Genomic DNA, 21405 nt, shown 5'->3' on the forward strand with positions numbered 1-21405 from the left:
ACCGGGTGGCTCGGCACGCCGTACTGCTTCGGAGCCCGGCCGGGCCGGGCCCTCGCGACCGCGTCTAGCTCGGGATCGGGTACGGGAACGCGCTCGTCACACCGATCTTGTCGTACTCCATCTTCGAGGTGTCGAAGCCGTCCGCCCAGTTGGCGTTCTTGACCTCGTTGCACTTGTAGGCCTGGTACTTGTCGTCGCTGACCTTGCCCACCTCGACGTTCTCGATCGAGAACCCGCAGCCGCCCGCGTCCATGTGGACGCCGCGTGTGCCGGAGTCCGGCATCTGCCCGGCGGGGTCGTTGATGACGTCGCCGATCACCATCTGGGAGACGTAGTTGTCGATCGGGTGCGGTTCGACGTTGTGCACGCCGTAGGTGTAGAAGGCGCCCATGTCACCGCTGTCGAGGCCGGTCTCCTCCAGGCGGATGTAGGAGAACCGGTTGTTGCGGGCGTAGTTGTCCTCGTTCTTGATCTCGGGGCGGACCTCCAGGCTGATGCCGTAGCGGGCGCTGTGCTTGACGACGATGTTGCTGACCTGGTTGTTACCGGTGTTCATCATCTCGATGCCGGCCGCGTCGCCGGGCACCAGCTCGCCGACGTGGTAGATGTAGTTGTTGGCGAACGTGTGGTGCCCGGTGATGTCGCCCTCGCCGGGATAGCCGCCCTCCACCTTGATGCCGTCGCCGCCGATGTTGTCCAGCAGGCTGTCGGTCACCTTGACGCGCTCGTTGGCGAAGAGCAGGAAGACGCCCGTGAAGCCGCTGTCGGACAGGTGCAGCCTGGTCAGGTCGATGTCGCGGGAGTTCGTCACGGTGATCATGCCGAACCGGTTGCGCGGCAGCTCGATCTGCCGGTCGTAGATCGGGTACTTGTGCTCGTAGCCCGAGTCGCCGGCGGCGTTCCACCCGTAGCGGTACCAGTCGACGAAGTCGGAGTACTGCAGCGCCAGCCCGTCGAAGGAGAGGTTCTGCACCCGCTGCTCGGGCGAGGACCCGGCCAGCGAGATGAGCGTCTTGACGGTGGGCGCCACGACCTTGTCGATCGAGCCCTTCGGCCAGTAGTAGACCTCGCTGTTGGCGAAGTCGAAGTAGTACTCGCCCGGCTGGTCGAGGAAGCGCAGCGTGTTCTGCAGGAAGTAACGCGAGCCGCTGCGGCTGTTGACGAGGCTGAAGCGGGTGTCGTGGTTGAACGTGAAGAAGTTCTTGCGGAAGTCGGCCCCGCCCAGCGGCACGGTGTCGCTGAACCAGCTCCACGACCCGCCCGACCAGACGACCATCTGGGCGTTCTTGTCGAAGTCGGCGTCCCACTCCTTCGGGACGTCCTTGGGGTCGAAGAAGAGCCAGTTGTGCACGGCCTGGTACTCCGCCTCGGGCAGCACCGAGAACAGGTACGGCGACCAGAGGTCGTCGCTGGTCCTGTTCGGGTAGCGGGCGGTGGTGGCGCGCTTGCCGTCCTCGAAGAGGGTGTAGAAGTTCCGGTCGACCTTGGTCTTGTAGATGTTGTCGTCGTACTTCTGCCACCCGGTCAGCGGCCTGGCACCCAGCAGCCTGGCCTTGCCGGGGCCGTCGGCGCTGCGGTAGATGATCTTGTGGCCGTTCTCGCCGGAGTCGGCCTCGGTGAAGGTGATCGTCTTGTCGACCACGTAGTCACCGGTCTTGAGGTTGACCACGATGTCGCAGTTCTGGTGGTACTTCTTCTTGGCCCGGAGCTGGTCGCGGGCCTGCTCGATGGATTTCCACGGGCGCTGGGCGCTGCCGTCGCCGCGGTCGCCGCCTGAGGGGGAGACGAAATAGTCACACGTCTTGGCGGAAGCCGCCGGGGTCGGGGTCGTCAGTCCGCCCAGGAGTAAGACGACCGCGCCCAGGGACCTGAGGATCACTGGCTCTCCTTAACTTCCCGCCACCGCTCGTACTCGGCGCGGGTCTCGGGGGTGAGTGGGTAGTAGTCGGAAAGCGCCCCGCCCTCCTCGATGCGGGCGCGGCTGTAGCGCTCCCACTGCTCGTGGTCGGCGGCGGCCTCGAGCACCGACGTGGCGCGCCGGCGCGGCACGACCACGGCGCCGTCGTCGTCGGCCACGCACAGGTCGCCGGGCAGCGCGAGCGCCCCGCCCACGGCCACCGGCACGTCGTACGCCCACGGGAACAGCTCCGCCTGCGAGGCGTAATGAGGGGTCGCGCCCGTGGTCCAGAGCGGCAGCCCGATGCCGCTCACCCGGGGCAGGTCCCGGATCCGGCCGTCCACGACGATGCCCGCGCCGCCCTTGCGCTTGAAGTAGCGCACCAGCATGTCGCCGAAGCAGCCGGTGTACGCGCTGCCGTACGCCTGCACGAGCAGCACGTCGCCGGGCTCGATCGTCTCCAGCACGGCCCACAGCGCGGTGTGCCGCTCGACGTACTCCTGGCCGAGCCCGGAGGCGATGTCCTCGCGCTGCGGCATGAACTGCAGCGTGCGGACCCGCCCGGCGATCTTCTGCCCCTGGGCGATGGGACGCGGTCCCTCGACGAAGGTCCGCCGGATGCCCTGGGCGTGCAGCTTGGCGCAGGCGGTGGCCGAGCTGATCCGCTTCAGCCCCTCCACGAGGACGGGGTCGGGGCCGGCGGGCAGCTGCCCGCGAACAGGCAGATCCCAGATGGCGTCGTCCATGTAACTCCTCAGTAGTACTGGTGTGACGGCGTGCGGACGCGCGCGGTCGTGTGCAGGTCGAGCCGGATGCGGCGGCCGGGCGGCAGCTCGACGACGAGACGCGGCCCGTCCACCGTCACCTCCCGCTCCGACTCGGTGATCGGGGGAGTGGTGTAGGCGCGCGGGTCACCGGGGTAGTCCTCGTCCCCCCGGGTGACGACCGCACGGTCGATGCGGTGCTCGCCGAACGCGCCCGCCTGGAGCACGACCCTGCGGGTGTGGGTGAGGCCGAGGTTGACCAGCTCGACGCGGGTGCCGTCGGGGCGTACCGAGTCGACCAGCGCGGCCACGTCCCGGGGCAGCCCAGGCCGGTGGCGGTCGGCGTCGAAGTAGGCCAGCCGGGTGGGCAGCAGCCCGCCGTTGTAGAGCACCTGCGGGGTGCCGGTGACGAGCTGCAGCAGCGCCTCGGTGAGCACGGGGTTGAGCCGCTGCCAGTGGTGCACGTGGATGGCGGACAGGTCCTCGTGGTCGGCGTCGATGAGCGCCATCCGGCGCTGCACCTGCCCGAGCGCGGTGGACAGCATGGCCTCGGGGAAGCCGGGGTTGGCGCCGCGCAGGAACTCCAGCCAGGGCGCCTCGTGCCCGGCCTCCTCCTTGTTCCGGAACGGGCGCACCGTGGCCCAGTCGTATCCGGAGGCGGCTCTCAGCCGGTCGAGCCGCTCGGCGTCCTGCCGTCCGAGCGAGGTGTACCAGAGCCAGACGGGCAGGCCGAGCTGCGGCGGCTGGAAGTCGAACCAGCCCCCGTCGTCGTGCCGGTTCGGCACCAGCATGGTGGGCTTGCCGGCCTCGTCGCCCAGCTCGGCCAGCCAGCGGTCGCTGGTGCTCATCTCCGTCTCGGTCACGCCGGCCTGGACGGCCTGGTCGTACACGATCTCCAGGGGGTCGCGGCCGATGGCGAGCGCGGCTTCGTCGCCGGTCAGCAGGTGGGCGTTGACGGCGGCGATCGCGGCGGCGGCGCCGACGCTGTAGAGGCCGTGCGGCCACTGCCAGCCGTAGGTGCCGCCGTACCAGCGGCCGCCGTGCAGCTCGCCGACCTCGCCGGACAGGCCCACGTTGTCGGGCAGGATCCCGCCGTTGGCCGCGGCCCGGCGCTCCCAGGCGCCGATGTAGCGCAGGGCCCAGTCGCGGTAGCGGTCGTCGCCGTCGTACAGCCAGGCGTTGACGGCCAGGCTGGTCGCGGCCAGGTTCACGGCCACGTCGCCGCGGCCGAGGCGCTCGTTCATGGCGGCGCCCATGCGGGCGGCGTTGCTCGGGTCGCCCAGGTCCGCCCACTCCGCGATGCCCGGCAGGTCGCGCAGCGGCAGGCCGTACGGCCGCATGCTGATCAGGTCGGTGTGGTAGGAGGCCCACTCCCACTGCAGGCCGTAGCGGGGGCCGCCGGCGCCGTTGTGCGGGGCGCGGATGATGTCGTGCTCGGCGTCGTAGTTGGCGGAGCCGGGCAGGTAGAGGTCGGCGAAGCGGCGGGCGCGCTCGCGGAAGCGCTCGTCGCGCGGGTCGGCGGCGCAGATGCCGTAGAACAGCAGCAGCGACTCGCCCTGGTGGAACCAGTCATAGCCGCGCTCGAACTCGTCCACCAGGTAGCCCAGCTCGGTGAGCTGCGCGGTCACGCCCTCCCAGTGGTGCTTCGAGGCGTCCAGCAGGTCGTCCGCCCCGCCCAGCTGGTAGAGCGTGGGCCAGTTGAAGAACGCCTCGTAGAAGTCGTCGGCGCCGTCCCGGTCGGCGGCCGGGCCGTGGTAGACGAGCCGCCCGTCGGGGCCGCAGTAGCGGGCGGCGAAGGCCCGCCAGGCCTCGTCGAGGGCGTCGAACAGCCTGCGCTCGAGCACCGCCCAGACCGGTGGCACGCCGAGCGGGACGGTCGCCGTGACAGAGGGACCGTTCGCGGGTCCCGGAGATACTGTCCGCATCTTCACCCTTTCGTTGCTCCGGCGGTCAGGCCGCTGATGATGTGCCGTTGCATGAAGACGAAGAAGACCAGCAGCGGGGCGATGGCCAGCAGCAGCGTCGGGAAGACCACCGTGTAGTCGGTGGAGTACTGGCTGACGGCCGCGTAGACGCCGGTGGTCACGGTGTAGAGGCCGCTGCCGGGGCCCAGGATGATCTGCGGGTTCACGAAGTCGTTCCACACCGAGAAGGTGTTGAGGATGACCATCGTGGCGACTGCGGGCCTCATCAGCGGGAAGACGATCTGCCAGAACGTACGCAGCCTGCCCGCCCCGTCCACGGCCGCCGCCTGGTCGAGCACGGCCGGGATGGTGGCGATGTAGCCGGCGTACAGGAAGATCGAGAACGGTAGCGTTAACACGGTCTCGAACAGCACGAACCCCCGGATGGTGCCCATCAGGCCGAGGGTCTTGAGCACGTACACGACGGGGATGACCAGCACCTGGCCCGGGATGAACGTCCCGGCCAGGAAGAACAGCATCAGCATCCGGAAGCGGCGCTTCGGGCTGCGCGCGATCACGTACGCGGCCGGCGCGGCCAGCACCACCGACAGCACGTTGACCGCCACCACGAACAGCAGCGTGACCGCGTAGCCCTTGACCACGTTGAACTGCGGGTTCGTCAGCGCCCTGCCCAGTGGCTCCAGCGTGAGACCCCCCAGGCCGAACGGGTCGGCCAGGATGTCCTGCTGGCCCTTGAACGCGTTGACGGTCAGCACGTACAGGGGGATGAGCATGAAGGCGACGGTCGCCCAGAGGAACGTCCTTCTCACTGGTGCACCGCCAGCTCCCCGCGCCTGCGCAGCCTGGTCACCACGAACGCCAGCGCCGCCGTCACCAGCATGAGCAGCACCGACTGCGCGGAGCCGAAGCCGAGGCGGGCGTCGTGGAAGGAGTTCCACAGGATGAGGTAGGCGACGGTCTGCGTCTGCCCGGCAGGGCCGCCCGCCGTCAGCGACACCACCAGGTCGTACGTCTTGAGCAGCGTCACCAGCGACAGCACGATGTTGACCGTCACGGACGGGCCGAGCGCCGGGAGCGTCACGTTCCTGAACACCTGCCAGCGCGTCGCGCCGTCGATGCGCGCCGCCTCGATCAGGGAGTGCGGCACGGCCTGCAGCCCCGCCAGGTAGAGCACCACGTTGACCCCGAACCCGGCCCACACCAGCACCCCGATCATGGTGACCGTGGCCCATGCCGGGTCCGACAGGAACGGCAGCACCTCGCCGCCCCACTTCGTCACCAGGTTGTTGACCGCGCCGTTGGTGCCGAGGATCGCCGACCAGAGGAAGCCGACCACGAGGGCGCTGAGCACGTGCGGATAGAACAGGACGATCCTGAAGAACGTGTTCGCCTTCGAGGCGCCGTTCACCAGGAGGGCGAAGCCGAGGCCGAGCAGGTTGAGCCCGGCCGTGCCGGCGGCGGCGACCAGCAGGGTGACGAGGGCGGCGCGGCGCAGCTCGGGGTCGTCGAGGAGGTCGAGGTAGTTGGCGGCGCCGACGAAGGCGGGGTCGGCGCTGAAGCCGTCCCAGTCGGTGAGGCTCAGGTAGAGCGCCAGGCCGACCGGGACGATCAGCATCACGGTGTAGAGGACGGTGGCGGGGGCGACCATGATCGTGGTGGCCCACCCGTCACCGCGCCTGGTCTTCGGAAGAGCGGGGGCTTCGGGGATGGCCGGAGGCGCTTCCCGGGTGAGGGTCATTTGCGGCCGGCCAGCCAGCGGTCCACGCCCTCGGCCACTTCCTTGGGCGACTTGCCCACGTACAGGCCCTGGACCTCGGTGTTCCACGCGGCGTTGAAGCCCTTGGGGAGGGTCGCGTCGCCGTAGCCCTCACCCTGCGGGACGCCGGAGGGGGCGCTGTCGAGGATCTGCTGCACCTGCTTCTCCAGCGGGGTGAACTCGCGCTCCACGCCGGCTCGGAAGTTGCCGTCCTGCTTGAGCTGGCTCTTGACCGCCGCCTGGTCGGTGACGAGCCACCGCACGAGCTTGAGGGCCGCGTCCTTGTTCGGGGTGGACTTGAGGATCATGTACGGGGCCGCCATCGTGGCGCCCTGCGGACCCGGGTACGCCTGGCCCTTGTCGACCGGGGCCGGGAAGACGCCGACCTCGAAGTCCTTCGTGGACTTGGCCTCGGCGGCGGTGAACCAGCTGCCCATCACGTACATGGCGGCCTTGCCGGACAGGAACGCGCTCTCGGCGTCGGCGTACTTCGTGCCCAGGGCGTTCTTGTCGACGTAGCCCTTGTCGATCCAGGTGCGGTAGCGCTCCAGGTAGGGCAGCAGCGACTCGCCGGCCTTGAGCTTGTCCGCCTTGACGTCCTGCTGCCAGGTGGGATGGAGCTGGGCGCGCGACGGGCCGGAGAACTGCAGCAGCTGGAGCCCGGTCAGGAACTCGCCGCCGGTCTGCAGCGGCAGCCACCCGGCCGCCTTGAGCTTGCCCATGGCGGCGTCGAACTCGTCGAGCGTGGTCGGCGGCTTGTCGATCCCGGCCTTGTCGAACGCGCTCTTGTTGTAGAAGACCAGCGACTGCGCCTGCACGCCGACGCCGACCGTGTAGATCTTGCCGCCCAGGCTCGCCTCCTTGGCCAGCGGCGTGTCCTTCGCCCACGGCTGGTCGGTCAGGTCGAGCATCTGCTTGGAGAGCGTCTCGTCCACCGTCAGCGTCTCGATCACGTCGGGCGCGTTGCCCGCCGCGAGCTGCTGCGGCAGCGTGTCGGCCACGCCCTTGCCGGTCGGAGCCTCGACCTTGACGTCGACGCCGGGGTTGGCCTGCTCGAACGGCTTGACCAGGCCGTCCCAGTACGCCTGGGTGAGGTTCGGGGTGATGTTGACCAGCATGCGCACGGTGATCTGGCCGCCCTCGCCCTGCTTGGCCTGCGAGTCGCCGGCGAAGCCACCCCCGCCGCAGCCGGTGAGCAGGAGCAGGCAGCTGAGGGCTGTGGGGGCGAGGAATGGATGGGGGGAACGCATCGCACCTCCAAGGGGGCGAGATCTGCGACGCCTTTTAATGGGTCGTTACTCGATTAGCGATTATTTAATACGTTGGTCACATGGCCTCGTCAAGGGGCTATGTGGTGCTACAAATAAGTTTCCAGCGGATGACTGAGTCATAAATGCGTTAAGGTGGGGCCGTGGCTGGACGCGATGACGACAAGCGGCTGGTGCTGGGCGAGGAGGAACGCTCCGCGCTGCGCGAGTGGGCCGAAGGGTCCTCCGGGGGGCTGGGGCTGCGCAGCCGGATCGTGCTCGCCTGCGCGGACGGGCTGCCGCGCAAGGAGATCGCCGACCGGCTCGACGTGAGCCCGGCGACGGTGGCCAAATGGCGGGCCCGCTTCGTGGAGCGCGGGCTCGACGGGCTGGCGGACGCGCCGCGGCCGGGCCGCCCGCGCACCGCGGAGCGGCAGGAGGCCGAGCGCGTGATCGCCGCCGCGGCGGTCGGCACGGCCGTGCCCTCGACCCGTACGATGGCGCGCCAGCTCGGGCTGTCGCAGTCGACGGTGGCCCGGATCTGGCAGGAGCAGCAGATCGCGCCGCCCGCGGCCCGGCTGCTGCCCAGGGAGCTCCTGTCCGACCGCGTCTACGCGCTGCTGCGCGGGTGGATCGTCTCGGGGGAGCTGGTGGCGGGGCAGCGGCTGGTGGAAGCGGAGATCGCCCGCAGGGTCGGCACCAGCCAGGCCCCGGCGCGTGAGGCGATCAAGCGGTTGGCGCACGAGGGGCTGGTCATCTCCTATCCCAACCGGGGGAGCTACGTCGCGGAGATCTCGGACGAGCAGGCCCGGGAGGTCCGTGACATCAGGGTGCTGCTGGAGGAGTATGCCGCACGGGGCGCCGCCGCCCGCATCCAGGCCGACACCCTGCGGGAGCTCTCGGCCGACGTGCTGGCCATGCGGCAGGCCGCCCAGGACGGGGACATCGGCGCCTTCCGCGACGCCGACCTGGCCTTCCACCGGCGGGTCTGCGCGGCGTGCGGCAACTCGTTCCTGCTGCGGCTGTGGCGGACCATCGAGTCGAACCTGTGGAGCCTGCACGTGGTGGGCAACCCGCTGTACGACGGTGACTGGACGGCCATGGCGGGCCACCACGACGACCTGGTGGCGGCCCTGGCGTCGGGCGACCCGGACGAGGCGGCCCGCCTCTTCGCCGCCCACGCCCGCGGCGAAGCCTCCCGCACCCGCCCCCGCACCCGCACCTCCCCACCCCCGCCCACCGCCACCGTCTGAGCGGCTCCGACCCGGCGCGCTGTCGTCGGCGGGTCAGGGCCCTTTGAGCGGTGGCGCGCCTCCTGAGCAGCGAGGCGCGGCGGGCGGGGTGGGGCGGCGGGGGTCAGGGGGACGGGGTGAGGTCGTAGGTGGTGCCTCGGCGGGTGTCGAGGACGACGACGTTCGGCTCCGGCCGGGAGACCGTGACCGGGCGCCCGCCCGACGTCACCGTCACCGGCGCGGCAGTCCGGAGGGTGAGTTCGCGGCCCAGGTCCGAGCGGATCCGCCCCCCGGTCAGCGCGCCCGCGCTCCACGACAGGTTCACCTCGAAGCCGCCCCGCGCCCGGAAGCCCCGGATCGACCCGGCCGGCCAGGCGGCGGGCAGGGCGGGCAGCAGGTGCACCTGGTCCCCGTGGCTCTGCAGCAGCATCTCCGTGATCCCCGACGTCCCGCCGAAGTTGCCGTCGATCTGGAACGGCGGATGCAGGTCGAACATGTTCGGCGCCGTACGGGCGGGCAGCAGCAGGTTCGACAGCCGCTTGTACGCCTCGGGAGCGTCCAGCAGCCGCGCCCAGAAGTTGATCTTCCAGGCGAGCGACCACCCCGCCCCCGCCTCGCCGCGCAGCTCCAGGGTGCGCCGGGCGGCGGCGGCCAGGTCGGGCGACAGGCGCGGGTCGATCTGGTGACCGGGGAACAGGCCCCACAGGTGCGAGATGTGACGGCTGCGCGAGAGCGCCGCGTCCCCCCGGTAGTCCTCCTGCCACTCCTGGATCTGCCCCAGGTGCCCGATCTGGTTGGGGACGAGCTTCGACCGGGCGTCCGCGGCCTTGGCGCGCATGTCCGCCTCGACCCCGAGGATCTCCGACGCCTCCGAGAAGGCCCCGAACAGGTCCCGCAGGATCTGCATGTCCATGGTGGGCCCGGCGCAGATGCTGACGTTCTCGCCGCCGTCCTCGTGGTGCCCGACCTCCGGGGAGTGCGACGGGTTCGTCACCAGGTAGCCGCTCCGAGGATCGGTCTGCAGCGTGTCCAGGAAGAACTCCACCGACCCCTTGATCAGCGGGAAGTGCTCGCGCAGGCGCCGCTCGTCCCCCGTGTAGAGGTAGTGCTCCCAGAGCATCAGGCACAGCCACGCCCCGCCGCTGGGCCACACGCCGTAGAAGGCGAAGTCGACGGGCGCCGTCCCGCGCCAGCCGTCGGTGTTGTGGTGCGCCACCCAGCCCTTCGCGCCGTACTGCGCCGCGGCGGTCCTCGCCCCCGTCTCCGCCAGGTCCTTGATCAGGTCGAACAGCGGGTCCATGCACTCGACCAGGTTCGCGGGCGCGGCGGGCCAGTAGTTCATCTCGCAGTTGATGTTGATCGTGTACTTCGACTCCCACGCGGGCGTGAGCGAGTCGTTCCAGATGCCCTGCAGGTTGGCGGCGTAGCCGGGCGAGCGGGAGGAGGAGATCAGCAGGTAGCGCCCGAACTGGTAGTACAGGGCGGCCAGCCCCGGGTCGGTGTCGAGCTGCTTGCGCGCGATCCGCTGGTCGGTGGGGAGCGCGGCGGCCTCCGAGGTTCCCAGGTCGATCTCGAGCCGCCCGAAGAGCCGCTGGTAGTCGCGTACGTGCTTGCGCTTCAGCACCTCATACGGCTGCCCGCACGCACGCGTGAGATGCCGGTCCGCCACCTCGGCCGGGTCGCCGCCGACGTCCTTGTAGCTGCGGTAGCTGGAGCCCATGGAGATCAGCAGCGTGACCTCGTCCGCCCCCTCGACGATCAGCGTGCCGCCGTCGGTGCGGACCGCGCCGCCGCGGGCCTCCGCCCTGGCCAGGGCCCGGAAGCGGACCTCACCCTTCAGGCCCTGCGTGTCGGTGCTGACCCCGTCCAGGGCGATGGAGTCGCGGCCGGCGGAGGAGGGGGAGGACGCCTGCGGGCTGGTGAAGGCCGCCTGGAACGACACCGAGCCGGGCTTGTCGGCCGTGTGGCGGACGACGACGACCTGGTCCGGGTTGCTGGCGAAGACCTCGCGCGTGTGGCGCACGCCGTCGCGCACGTACGTGACCGTGGTGACGGCCCTGGACAGGTCCAGCTCGCGGCGGTACTCCGTGAACTCCGCCGCGCCCGGGAAGGTCAGCGTGAGGTCGCCCAGCACCTGGTACGGCGCCTGCTCGCTGGGCTTGCCGAGGAACTTCTTGTCCGCCAGGTTCTGGGCGGCCTGCCACTTGTCCTCCCAGACCAGCCGCCTGATCTCGGGGAGCGCGGCCAGCGCCTCGGGGTTGTCGTAGTCGTGCGGCCCGCCGGCCCAGATGCTGTCCTCGTTGAGCTGCAGGCGCTCGGTGGCCACGCCGCCGAAGACCATGGCCCCGAGCCGCCCGCACCCGATCGGCAGCGCCTCCAGCCAGGCCGCCGCCGGGCGGTCGTACCAGAGCTTGAGCGGGCCGGCGGCCGTGGAGGCGTGCGCGGGGGTGGTCACGAGCAGGGACCCGGCCGCGGCTCCTAAGCCGGTCTTGAGTACGCCTCGTCGTGTGTAGCCGTCGTTGGACACCGTCACTCCTGTTCCAGAACACGGTGGAGGGGAGCGCATGGATGCGTACGACCTGTCCGGCTCAGCAGCCACTCACAGGGACGCCACAAGCGCGGTGAACGTAGGATGTATCTTTACGCTACGACGTCATCCGATGTCCATACCTCCCATAGATCTAGCCGAAAGATGGGACCTCTGCTAGGTTGCCGATCATGGAGAAACTCGGACGCAGCGGCGTTGGCGTTTCCCGGATCGGCCTCGGCACCGCGCCCCTGGCAGGGCTCTACACCGCGGTCGGCGACGAGCAGGCCGCCGCCACGCTCGACGCCGCCTGGTCCGCGGGCGTCCGCTACTTCGACACCGCCCCCCGCTACGGCTCCGGCCTGGCCGAGCGGAGGCTGGGAAGCTTCCTCGCGGGCGTCGACCGGTCCGAGGCGACGGTGTCCAGCAAGGTCGGCGCGCTGCTCGGCCCCGCCAGGCGCGACTACACCGTGGAGGGCGTCTACGCCTCGCTCGCCGCCAGCCTCGAACGCTCCGGGCTCGACGCGTTCGACATCCTGCTCATCCACGACCCCGACGACCACTGGGAGGAGGCCGTGCGGCACGCCTACCCGGCGCTCGCGCGGCTGCGCGAGCAGGGCGGGGTGCGGGCGGTCGGCGTCGGCATGACGCAGGCCGAGATGCTGGTCAAGTTCGTGCGGGAGACCGACGTCGACTGCGTGATGGTGGCCGGCCGCTACAGCCTGCTCGACCGCACGGCGGCCGACGAGCTGCTCCCGCTGTGCGCCGAGCGCGGCACCGGCGTGCTGGTCGCGGGGGTGTTCAACGGCGGCATCCTGGCCGACCCGGGGCCCGGCGCGTACTACGACTACGCCCCGGCGCCCGAGCCCGTGCTGAAGCGGGCGCGCGGCCTGGCCGAGCGCTGCGCCGCGTACGACGTGCCGCTCGCGGCGGCCGCGCTCCAGTTCCCGTTGCGTCATCCGGCCGTGACCGGCATCGTGGTCGGCGCCCGCAGCCCCGAGGAGGTGGCCGAGGACCTCGCCCTGGCCGCCACCCCGATTCCCGAAGCCCTCTGGACCGAGTTGGACTGAACCATGACCCGCATCGACGCCCACCACCACATCTGGGACCTCGCCGCCCGCCCGCACGGCTGGCTCGACTCCGAGCCGATGGCGCCCATCCGGCGCACGTTCACCCTCGACGACCTCGCCGGGCCCGCGGCCGCGGCCGGAGTGACCGCGACCGTGCTGGTGCAGGTGCTGCCCGATCTGGCCGAGACGCGCGAGTTCCTGTCGCTGGCCGCCGAGTCCGACCTGGTCGCGGGCGTCGTCGGCTGGATCGACCTGACCGCGCCCGACGCCGCCGACACCCTGGCGGGCCTGCCGGACGGGCTGGTGGGCGTCCGCCACGGCGTCCAGTCCGAGCCGGACCCCGACTGGCTCACCCGGCCCGACGTGCGCCGCGGGCTCGCCGCGGTGGCCGCCGCCGGGCTGGCGTACGACCTGCTCACGCTGCCGCACCAGCTCCCGGCCGCCGTCGACACCGTGACGGCCATGCCCGAGCTCACGTTCGTGCTCGACCACCTGTCCAAGCCGCCGATCGCCACCGGTGAGCTGGAGCCGTGGCGCGGCCGGATCCTGGAGCTGGCCGCCCGCCCGAACGTCTACTGCAAGCTGTCCGGCATGGTCACCGAGGCCGACTGGGCGTCCTGGCAGGTGGCCGACCTGCGGCCGTACGCCGAGACCGTCCTGGAGGCGTTCGGGCCCGAGCGGGTGATGTTCGGCTCCGACTGGCCGGTCTGCCTGCTCGCGGCCGGGTACGACCAGGTCGCACAGGCCGCGGACGACCTGTGCGCCGGGTTGTCGGAAGGCGAGCGGGCCGAGGTCTTCGCCGGTACGGCCCGCCGCGCGTACCGGCTGCACTAGGAGACGCGGAAGGTCGTCTGATACGTCCGCGACTCCTGCGGGCCCAGCCAGATCATGCTGCCGTCCTCCCGCGCCGCCGCGTCGCCCGACACGTGGTGGGTGGACGGCTCCAGGCCGACCGCGTAGTTGCCCGAGCGCAGGTTCAGCCACTCGAAGAAGTACGGGAACTCCTCCGCCCGCCACTCCACGGTGACCTTCATCCCGAGCCGGTCGTTGGCCACCGCCACCCGGTGCAGCCCGTCCGCGCCGGGGTTGAGCGCGTGCTCGTACACCTGCTCCACGAACCCCGGCGCCGGCCCCGGGAAGGTCACGTGGTCGGCCTTCTGCTCGGCCACGCTGTCGCTCTGCCAGAGCGTCTCGCGGATGTCGGCCTCCAGCCGGGCGCCCTCGTCGAGCAGCGGCCAGCCCAGGTTGATGTGGTAGAGGAACATGTGCGGCGCCGGCTCGAACCCGGCGTTGGTGACGGTGTCGACGAGCCTGATCTCGTCGCCGCCCAGGTCGGCCTCGATGCGGCGGACCAGGCGCAGGTTCTCGGCGAACACCGCGGCCTGGCGCACCTCGCCCTCGGCCCACAGCACGCAGCGGTCGCCGTCCCAGCGCTCGCCGTACCCGGTGAGCCGGGCCGGGAGGTTGCCCGCGCGGCCGTGCAGCCCGTGCCGCACCGACTGCCGGGGCGGGTAGCGGTAGGTGCCGGCGGGCACCTCGCCCCCGAACAGCGTGTGGTCGAGCCCGGCCGTGACGATGAGCCCGGAGAACGAGCGCAGCCAGGACAGCCCGTCCTCGTCGGCGTTCTCGTGCAGCCCGGGGTGGCGGAAGCCGGTGGGGGAGCGCCAGCCGAACGAGCGCCCGGCGTGCTCGGCGTGCCCGATGTCCATGCACCTGTCCACCAGCACGTCGAACGCCAGCCCCGAGCCGGTGCGGAACTCCAGCGTCCGGATACCCCGCTCGACCCCGTCGCCGAGCGTCACCAGCCGGACCCCGCCGGCCGCGCTCAGGTCCCCGGTCAGCTCGGCCAGCCGCCTGCGGTCCGGCGTCATGCCATCACCCACCCTCCGTTGACTTCGATGGTCTGGCCCGTGACGAACGACGCGTCCGGGCCCGCGAGGAACGACACCACGGCCGCCAGCTCGTCGGGCGTGCCGCGCCGCTGGAGCGACTGCCGCTCCAGGACGAACCGGTTGTACGCCTCGGGGTCCTCGTGGATCTCCTCGGCCGCCGTCGGGAACGCGCCCGGCGAGACGCAGTTGACCCGGATCTCCCGCGGCCCCAGCTCGCGGGCCAGCGCCCTGGTCAGCGCCGCCGCCGCGCCCTTGGTGGCCACGTACGCGGCCAGGTCGGACCAGCCGCCGTGCATGGTGATCGAGGCGATGTTGACGATCGCGCCGCCCGAGGTCATCTGCCCGGCCGCGTGCTGGGCGGCCAGCCAGTAGGCCCGCTGGTTGACCGCGTGCACGTCCTCGTACTCGGCCAGCGGCACCTCCAGGAACGGCCTGGCGGGGTAGATCGCCGCGTTGTTGACGAGGATGCCGACCGGGCCGAGCCGCGCGGCCGTCTCGGCGAACGCGGACTCGATCGCGGCCGGGTCGCGTAGGTCCACCTTCAGGTTGAGCGCGCCTTCGAGGGAGCCGGCGTCGAGGTCGAGCGCCGCCACCCGGTGGCCGTCGGCGGCCAGCCGGCGCACGATCGCCCTGCCGAGCGCTCCGGCGGCGCCTGTCACGAGCGCCGTGGTCATGTCTGCCTCCATTCCTTGTGCAGATCCCTGAGCAGGTCGCGGGGCCGGACGCGGGCGAGCAGCCCGTCGCGGACCAGCGCGGACGCCCGCTCCTGCAGAGCGATGTAGCCGGGGAAGCGCGGCCTGATCCAGGCGGCCTCCAGGGTGGCGAGCGTGGGGTCGCCCTGCCAGGCCGAGCGGGCCGCGGGCTGCCCGCCGGTGGCCGGGAACAGCTCCGTCTGCACGGGCTCCGACACCAGGCGGCGCAGGTGGGCGCGGACGGCCTCGCGGATCGAGCCGATGCGCCGCCTGGAGACCACGAGCCCGGTGCCGCCGAGCACGCTCCCGGGCGGCTCGCCCGGCCAGGCGGGGGCGTCCGAGAAGGTCAGCGGGTAGGTCACGTAGCCGTACAGAAGGGGGCAGAAGTCGACCCCGCCGGCCGTCATGGTGTCGAGCACGCCGATCGGGTTGAGCAGCGACACGTCGCGGTCGGACCGCGCGAGCAGCTCCGACATGAGCTCCAGCGCCCGCTCCCCGGCCGCCTCGTCGAGGAAGTCGCCCGAGCACAGCGCGCAGAACATGAGGAACGCGTGCGGCCCGCCCAGGCACAGCGCCATCCGCGCCTCCCGCGCGAACTCCGCCATCTCCGGCCACGTCCTCGGCACCTCGACGCCGGGCCGGGCCGCGCTCACCTGCGTTGCGGCGTCGAGCGGCAGCGCCCACTGGCGGCCCTCCAGGTGGTAGCTCTCGTAGCTCCTGCCGACGAACCGCGTCTCCACCGGCTCGTCGAACAGCTCGTCCATCGGCACCAGCGCGTCCATGGCCGCGCCCAGCCCGGGATGGTCGATCACGAGCACGTCGTACGTCTCGCACAGCTTCGCGATCGGCTCCGACTCGAACCCCTCCAGGGGCTGCCGGTCCCACGCGATCGGCTCCGGCACGTCCCCGTAGGGGTTGTCCCCGGCCAGGTCGAGCCGGGTCAGCTCGTCCAGCGGCGCGTACCCCCGGGGATGGTCCCAGGTCAGTCCTCGCATGCCAGCACGCCCTCCGCCACCAGCTCGGCCGTGCGCTCCGGCGGGTAGCCGAGCTCCTCCAGCAGCTCCCTCGTGTGCTCGCCGACCAGCGGCGCGCCCCGGCGCACCCCCGGTGGGGTGGCACTGAAGCCGTAGGGGAAGCCGGGCGTGGTGACCGTGCCCTCGGTGCGGTGCTCGTACGTGACGAACGAGCCGTTGTGCTGGACCTGCGGGTCCGCCACCAGTTCCGCGTACCCGTACACCGGGCCCGCCCACAGGTCGTGGCGGGCGCAGATCTCCAGCCACTCGGCCGTCGTCCGCTCCGGCAGCCGCCCGGCGACCATCGCGGTGATCTCGTCGCGCCTGGTGTGGCCGTCGGCGTCGCCGTCCATGGCGGCCAGCTCCGGCAGGTCGAGGGCGACCGCGAGCGCGTCCAGCCGGGGCATCCCGAGCGCGAGGTAGCCGTCCTTGGTGGCGAACACCCCGTACGGGGCGCGGATGTAGGTGTGGCCGTGCGGCTCGTGCCCGCGCCGCTGCGGCACACCGCCGACCGTGAAGATCGACAGCTCCTGCATCTGCACGGCGACGGCCGCGTCCAGCATGTTGACGCTCACCCGCTGGCCCTCGCCGGTCCGCTCGCGGTGCAGCAGCGCGGCCAGCGCGCCCTCGAAGGCGCTGTAGGCGGTGATGGCGTCGATGGCGTACGTGCCGGCGGGCGCGGGCGGGTCGCCGTCGCGCCCGGTGCTCAGCATGGCGCCGCTCATGGCCTGCAGGAGCAGGTCCTGGCCGGGTCTCGACACGTACGGGCCCGTCTCGCCGTACCCGGACATGGAGACGTACACGATGCCCGGGTTGATGGCGCGGATCGTGTCGTAGTCCATGCCGAGCCGCTCGGCCACGCCGGCGCGGTAGTTCTGCAGGAACACGTCCGCCGTCGCGGCGAGCTTGTGCACGATGGCGCGGCCCTCGTCGGACTTGAGGTTGACGGCGAGGCTGCGCTTGTTGCGGTTGAGGGACAGGAACGAGGCGTTCACCTGGTTCCCCGTCGCCCCGCCCGCCGGGGCGTGCCGCTGCCACTCGCCGGTCACCGGCTCCACCTTGACCACGTCCGCGCCCAGGTCGCCCAGTCGCATGGCGGCCAGCGGGCCCGCCATGGCGATGGACAGGTCGACCACGCGGTAGCCGTCCAGGACGCCCATCAGCGCCCCTCGAAGACGGGCTCGCGGCGCTCGGCGAAGGCGGCGCGGCCCTCGGCCGCGTCCTCCGTGGCGAAGCAGACGGTCTGCAGGTCGCGCTCGTACTGGATGGCCTGGTCGAGCGGCATCGAGTAGGCCGCCTTGAGGTTGGCCTTGGCGGTCTGCGCGGCGATCGGCGGCCGCCTGGCGATCGTCGCGGCCAGTTCGAGAGCCGCCGGCACCAGCTTCTCCTGCGGGAACACGTCGGTGACCAGCCCCCAGCTCTGAGCGCGCGCGGCGTCTATGGGGTCGCCGGTGAGCAGCATCGTGGCGGCGTTGCCCGGCCCGACGGAGTGGGCCAGCAGCGCCGACTGGCCGCTGCCGCCGATCCAGCCGAGCTTGATCTCCGGCGCGGCGAACGTCGCCGTCTCGGCCGCCAGGCGGATGTCGCAGGCCATGGCCAGCTCCAGACCGCCGCCGTAGGCGTAGCCGTTGACGGCCGCGATGATCGGCTTGCGCAGGGCGCGGACCGCGTCGCCGTAGTCGCCGCGGTTGCGGAACTCCCACGGCGTGGCGTACTCGTCCAGCTCGCGGATGTCGCTGCCGACGCAGAACGAGCGCTCGCCCGCGCCCGTGAGCACCGCGACCCGGATGGCGGGGTCGGCGTCCACCCGGCCCAGGCAGGCACGCAGCGCGGCGGCCATGTCAGGGGTGATCGCGTTGAGCTTGGCGGGTCTGTTGAGGGTGACGACGGCCACGGGGCCGTCCACGTCGATGAGGACGTCCAAAGTCAGCTCTTTCTTGCTGGAGATAGCTAGCAGCAGAGGCGTACGTGCTGCTCGGCGTCGGCGCGGGCGACCTCGACCACCTCGCGCATGGCCTCCTCGGCCTTGCGGTGGTGCCGTCGCCTGATCGCCAGCGCCACGCGCTCGTGGCCGGGCAGCGTTTCCTTGTTGTGCGCGACCGAACGGGTGTGCACCTGCCGTACGGAGCGCAGGGCGATGCTGATCATGTCGTAGATGTAGAGCAGCAGGTCGTTGTCCGCCGCGGCGAACACCGCCTTGTGGAAGGCCAGGTCGGCCTCGATGAAGGGTTCGGGGTCGTCGGCTGTGGCGTACAGCGCGGCCAGGGCCTCGTCGATGCGCCGCACCGCGACCGCGTCCGCCCGCTCGGCCGCCACCCTGGCGGCGCCCGGCTCCAGCGCGACCCGCAGGTCGGCCAGCATCTGGATGTCCCGGGGGCGCGGCTCGGGCTCGAACCGCCAGCTCAGGACGTCGGGGTCGAGCAGGTTCCAGGACTCGCGCGGGCGCACCCTGGTGCCCGCGCTCCGCCTGGTCTCCAGCAGGCCCTTGCCGGCCAGGACCTTCACGCCCTCCCGGACCGCGGAGCGGCCGATGCCCAGCTCGCCCACCAGGTCCTCCTCGATCGGGATGGACGTGCCGGGAGCGAGCTCGCCCGTGACGATGCGGGGGCCGAGGGCCTGGACCACCTGGGCGTGCCTGTCCCGCTTGGGATCGATTGCCACGCTCCGGACGCTACCGCTCCCGCCTGATTTTTCATAGCATTTCATCTGATGAAGATGACATTTCATCGGATGAAGTGAGGCTCATGACGAAGAGGCTGGGACTGATCCACACCTCCGCGACCCTGGTCGACGTGTTCGCCAAGCTGTGCGCCGAGCACCTGCCGGGAGTCGAGACCTTCAACATCGTCGACGACAGCCTGATCAAGAACACCATCGCCGCCGGCCGGCTCACCCCGCAGACCGCCGGGCGCGTGGCCGGCCACATCGGCTCCGCGGAGGCGGCCGGGGCCGACCACATCCTGGTGACGTGCTCGTCGATCGGCGCCGCCGTGGAGGCCGCCGAGCCGCTGACGGGCGTGCCGGTGACCAGGGTGGACCGGCCGATGGCCGACCGCGCCGTCGCCCTCGGCCGCCGGATCGGCGTGCTCGCCACCCTGTCCACCACCCTCGACCCCACCGCCGACCTGGTACGCCGCCGCGCGGCCGCCTCGGACAAGGAGGTCTCGCTGACGGCCAGGGTGTGCGAGGGGGCGTTCGAGGCGCTGATGGGCGGGGACGCCGCCACGCACGACGCGCGGGTGGCCGGGGCGCTGGCCGCGCTGGCCGCGGAGGTGGACGTGATCGTGCTGGCCCAGGCGTCGATGGCCCGCGTGGCCGGTACGGTCGAGGCCCCGGTCCCGATCCTCGCCAGCCCGCCGCTCGCCATGGAGCACCTGGCGGCCGTGCTGTGAGCGGCGAGCTCACGGTCGCGACGTACCGGGTGCTCACCCGCCTCCCGCTGGAGCAGGCCGTGGGCGCGATCGCGGGGGAGCAGAGCACCGGCACCTTCGTCAGCGTGCGCGGCGAGACCGACGAGTTACGAGCCCGCCACAGCGCCGTGGTGCTGTCCATCACGGAGACCCCGCCCGGCTCCGAGCCCCTGCCGGGCGCGATCGGGGACGGGCCTCTGGCGGCGGCCCTGGTCAGGATCGGCTTCCCGCTGGCGAACACCGGTCCCTCGCTCACGAACCTGCTCCCGGTGGTCGCGGGCAACCTCTACGAGCTGCGCGAGCTGGCCGGGCTCAAGCTGGTGGACCTGGAGCTGCCCGACGCGTTCGGGGCGGCGTACCTGCCGGCGGGGTTCGCCGTCGAGGGCACCCGGCGGCTGGTCGCCCGTCCCGAAGGCGTGCTGATCGGCACCATCGTCAAGCCGAACGTCGGGCTGCGCCCCGCCGACTACGTGGACCTGGTACGCGAGCTCGGCCTGGCCGGCGCCGACTTCATCAAGGACGACGAGGTGAACGCCGACTGCCCGCCCGCCCCGCTCCCCGAGCGGATCCGCGCGGTGACGGCCGCCCTCGACGAGGTGGAGCGGCGGACCGGGCGGCGGCCGATGTACGCCTTCAACATCAGCGACGAGCCCGACCGGATGCTGCGCAACCATGACCTGGTGGTGGCCGCCGGCGGCACCTGCGTGATGGTCAACCTCAACGTCGTCGGCCTCCCGGCCGTCGCCATGCTGCGCCGGCACGCCAGGGTGCCGATCCACGGTCACGTCACCGGCATCGGGGCGCTGGCCCGCCACCCGGGGCTCGGGATGGGGCACGTGGCGTACCAGAAGCTGGTTCGGCTGGCCGGGGTCGACCAGCTGCACTGCGGCGGGTTCCACAGCAAGTTCTACGTCACGGACGACGAGGTCGCCGCCACGGTGGCGGCGGTCCGGGAGCCGCTGCTCGGCGGTTTCCCCTGCCTGCCGGTGCTGTCGTCCGCCCAGTGGGCCGGCACCGCGCCCGTCGCCCTGGCCCGTACGGGGACCACCGACCTGCTGGTGCTGGCCGGGGGCGGCGTGCTCGGCCACCCGGACGGCCCGGCCGCGGGGATCACCAGCATGCGCCAGGCCTGGGCGGCCTCCGTGGCGGGCGTGCCGCTGGACGAGGTGGACGAGCCGGAGCTGCGCGCGGCGCTGAAGCACTTCGGCGGGGTGATCCGGAAGTGACGCCGAAAGGGGTGAGGGGGCCGTGACGTCGTTCGCCTTCGTCGCGGACGACTTCACGGGGGCGACCGACGCGTTGTGGCAGTTCAGGCGGTTGGGGTTGACCGGCTCCCTGGTCACCGACGCCGGCCGCCTGCACGACGCGTACGACGTCATCGGGATCGCCACCACCGCCCGGGCGTCCGCGGACCCGGTGCCGGTGGTGCTGCCCGTGCTCAAGGCCGTGGCGGCGCTGCGGCCGCTGGTGATCCAGTACAAGGTCTGCTCGACGTTCGACTCCTCGCCCGCGCACGGGAGCATCGGGGCGGTCATCGCGGCCCTGCACCGTGAAGGGCTGGCGCGGGGCCCGGTCCCGGTGCTCGCCGCCCAGCCGGAGCTGGGGCGTTACACGTGGTTCGCGAACCACTTCGTACGCTCGGGCGCCGAGGTTCACCGGCTCGACCGCTACCCGCCGATGCGCGACCACCCGGTCACCCCCGCCTCGGAGTCGGACCTCCGGATCCGCCTGGCGGAGCAGGGTGCGGGGCGGGTCGGCTGGCTGCCCGCGTCGCCCGCGCCGTCGGAGGAGGCGTACCGGGCGATGGGGGAGGACGCGGCCTTCGTGGCGGACGCCCAGACCGAGGAGCACGTCCGCGCGCTCGGCCGCCTCCTGCTCGCCGACGCGGGGAGCCGGGACGGGCCGCTGTACTGCGTCGGGTCCGGCGGCCTGAGCCACGCCCTCGCCTCCGCCCACGTGGCGGCGGCCGGTGCGGGGCTG

Annotated in this window: 19 protein-coding genes; 6 read left to right on the forward strand and 13 right to left on the reverse strand. The window is 71.9% G+C overall.

Annotated elements, in window-relative coordinates; all coding sequences use genetic code 11:
• Positions 1-64: 64 nt before the first annotated feature.
• Genes ACWDX9_RS42690 through ACWDX9_RS42715 form a run of 6 tightly spaced genes read right to left on the reverse strand, consistent with a single transcriptional unit; the run spans position 65 to position 7592 of the window.
• Complete coding sequence (locus ACWDX9_RS42690; RefSeq protein WP_449965106.1) at positions 65-1879, reverse strand: right-handed parallel beta-helix repeat-containing protein; 1815 nt, start codon at positions 1877-1879, stop codon at positions 65-67.
• A complete protein-coding gene (locus tag ACWDX9_RS42695; protein ID WP_449965109.1) occupies positions 1876-2643 on the reverse strand; it encodes an RraA family protein in 768 nt (255 codons plus the stop codon). The genes ACWDX9_RS42690 and ACWDX9_RS42695 overlap by 4 nt, the downstream gene beginning before the upstream one ends.
• Before the next feature lie 8 nt (positions 2644-2651).
• Complete coding sequence (locus ACWDX9_RS42700) at positions 2652-4586, reverse strand: hypothetical protein (protein WP_449965112.1); 1935 nt, start codon at positions 4584-4586, stop codon at positions 2652-2654.
• A 2-nt stretch (positions 4587-4588) separates the two neighbouring features.
• Positions 4589-5395: a carbohydrate ABC transporter permease gene (locus ACWDX9_RS42705; RefSeq protein WP_449965114.1), complete on the reverse strand. Its 807-nt coding sequence runs from the start codon at positions 5393-5395 to the stop codon at positions 4589-4591.
• The gene (locus ACWDX9_RS42710; protein ID WP_350733796.1) at positions 5392-6324 is read right to left on the reverse strand and encodes a carbohydrate ABC transporter permease; all 933 of its coding nucleotides are present in this window, start codon (positions 6322-6324) and stop codon (positions 5392-5394) included. Before ACWDX9_RS42710 ends, ACWDX9_RS42705 begins: the two co-directional genes overlap by 4 nt.
• Complete coding sequence (locus ACWDX9_RS42715) at positions 6321-7592, reverse strand: ABC transporter substrate-binding protein (protein WP_449965116.1); 1272 nt, start codon at positions 7590-7592, stop codon at positions 6321-6323. Before ACWDX9_RS42715 ends, ACWDX9_RS42710 begins: the two co-directional genes overlap by 4 nt.
• Positions 7593-7753: 161 nt before the next feature.
• Here ACWDX9_RS42715 and ACWDX9_RS42720 point away from each other — a divergent pair, with 161 nt between their 5' ends.
• Positions 7754-8842 carry an FCD domain-containing protein gene (locus ACWDX9_RS42720; protein ID WP_449965118.1) on the forward strand — a complete coding sequence of 363 codons (1089 nt, stop codon included), beginning with the start codon at positions 7754-7756 and terminating at the stop codon, positions 8840-8842.
• A gap of 103 nt (positions 8843-8945) precedes the next feature.
• Here ACWDX9_RS42720 and ACWDX9_RS42725 read toward each other — a convergent pair whose 3' ends face one another.
• Entirely contained in the window at positions 8946-11348 is a 2403-nt protein-coding gene (locus ACWDX9_RS42725) for a glycoside hydrolase family 95 protein (protein WP_449965121.1), read from the reverse strand.
• A gap of 191 nt (positions 11349-11539) precedes the next feature.
• Between ACWDX9_RS42725 and ACWDX9_RS42730 the strand changes: the two genes are divergently transcribed.
• The gene (locus ACWDX9_RS42730; protein WP_449965124.1) at positions 11540-12418 is read left to right on the forward strand and encodes an aldo/keto reductase; all 879 of its coding nucleotides are present in this window, start codon (positions 11540-11542) and stop codon (positions 12416-12418) included.
• A 3-nt stretch (positions 12419-12421) separates the two neighbouring features.
• Entirely contained in the window at positions 12422-13252 is an 831-nt protein-coding gene (locus ACWDX9_RS42735; RefSeq protein ID WP_449965126.1) for an amidohydrolase family protein, read from the forward strand.
• Here the strand turns inward: ACWDX9_RS42735 and ACWDX9_RS42740 are convergent.
• Genes ACWDX9_RS42740 through ACWDX9_RS42765 form a run of 6 tightly spaced genes read right to left on the reverse strand, consistent with a single transcriptional unit; the run spans position 13249 to position 18676 of the window.
• Positions 13249-14289, reverse strand: a complete 1041-nt coding sequence (locus tag ACWDX9_RS42740; protein ID WP_355201044.1) for an aldose 1-epimerase family protein — start codon at positions 14287-14289, stop codon at positions 13249-13251. The genes ACWDX9_RS42735 and ACWDX9_RS42740 overlap by 4 nt on opposite strands.
• Positions 14286-14984, reverse strand: coding sequence for an SDR family NAD(P)-dependent oxidoreductase (locus ACWDX9_RS42745; protein WP_449965129.1), 699 nt, complete (start codon positions 14982-14984; stop codon positions 14286-14288). Before ACWDX9_RS42745 ends, ACWDX9_RS42740 begins: the two co-directional genes overlap by 4 nt.
• On the reverse strand, positions 14981-15997 hold the full coding sequence (locus tag ACWDX9_RS42750; protein ID WP_449965132.1) for a hypothetical protein: 1017 nt from the start codon (positions 15995-15997) through the stop codon (positions 14981-14983). Before ACWDX9_RS42750 ends, ACWDX9_RS42745 begins: the two co-directional genes overlap by 4 nt.
• A complete protein-coding gene (locus ACWDX9_RS42755; RefSeq protein WP_449965135.1) occupies positions 15985-17175 on the reverse strand; it encodes a CaiB/BaiF CoA transferase family protein in 1191 nt (396 codons plus the stop codon). The genes ACWDX9_RS42750 and ACWDX9_RS42755 overlap by 13 nt, the downstream gene beginning before the upstream one ends.
• Complete coding sequence (locus ACWDX9_RS42760) at positions 17175-17939, reverse strand: enoyl-CoA hydratase/isomerase family protein (RefSeq protein WP_350733780.1); 765 nt, start codon at positions 17937-17939, stop codon at positions 17175-17177. Before ACWDX9_RS42760 ends, ACWDX9_RS42755 begins: the two co-directional genes overlap by 1 nt.
• A 26-nt stretch (positions 17940-17965) precedes the next feature.
• Positions 17966-18676, reverse strand: coding sequence for a FadR/GntR family transcriptional regulator (locus ACWDX9_RS42765; RefSeq protein ID WP_350733778.1), 711 nt, complete (start codon positions 18674-18676; stop codon positions 17966-17968).
• Positions 18677-18759: 83 nt separating this feature from the next.
• On the opposite strand from ACWDX9_RS42765, the gene ACWDX9_RS42770 reads away from it, so the two are divergent.
• From ACWDX9_RS42770 to ACWDX9_RS42780, 3 genes are all read left to right on the forward strand, one after another.
• Positions 18760-19407, forward strand: a complete 648-nt coding sequence (locus ACWDX9_RS42770) for an aspartate/glutamate racemase family protein (RefSeq protein WP_449965138.1) — start codon at positions 18760-18762, stop codon at positions 19405-19407.
• Positions 19404-20651, forward strand: a complete 1248-nt coding sequence (locus tag ACWDX9_RS42775) for a RuBisCO large subunit C-terminal-like domain-containing protein (protein WP_449965141.1) — start codon at positions 19404-19406, stop codon at positions 20649-20651. Before ACWDX9_RS42770 ends, ACWDX9_RS42775 begins: the two co-directional genes overlap by 4 nt.
• A gap of 22 nt (positions 20652-20673) precedes the next feature.
• Positions 20674-21405, forward strand: a 732-nt coding sequence (locus tag ACWDX9_RS42780; protein WP_449965144.1) for a four-carbon acid sugar kinase family protein, incomplete at its 3' end; no start/stop codon positions are given.

The organism is Nonomuraea sp. NPDC003201, from assembly GCF_053590415.1.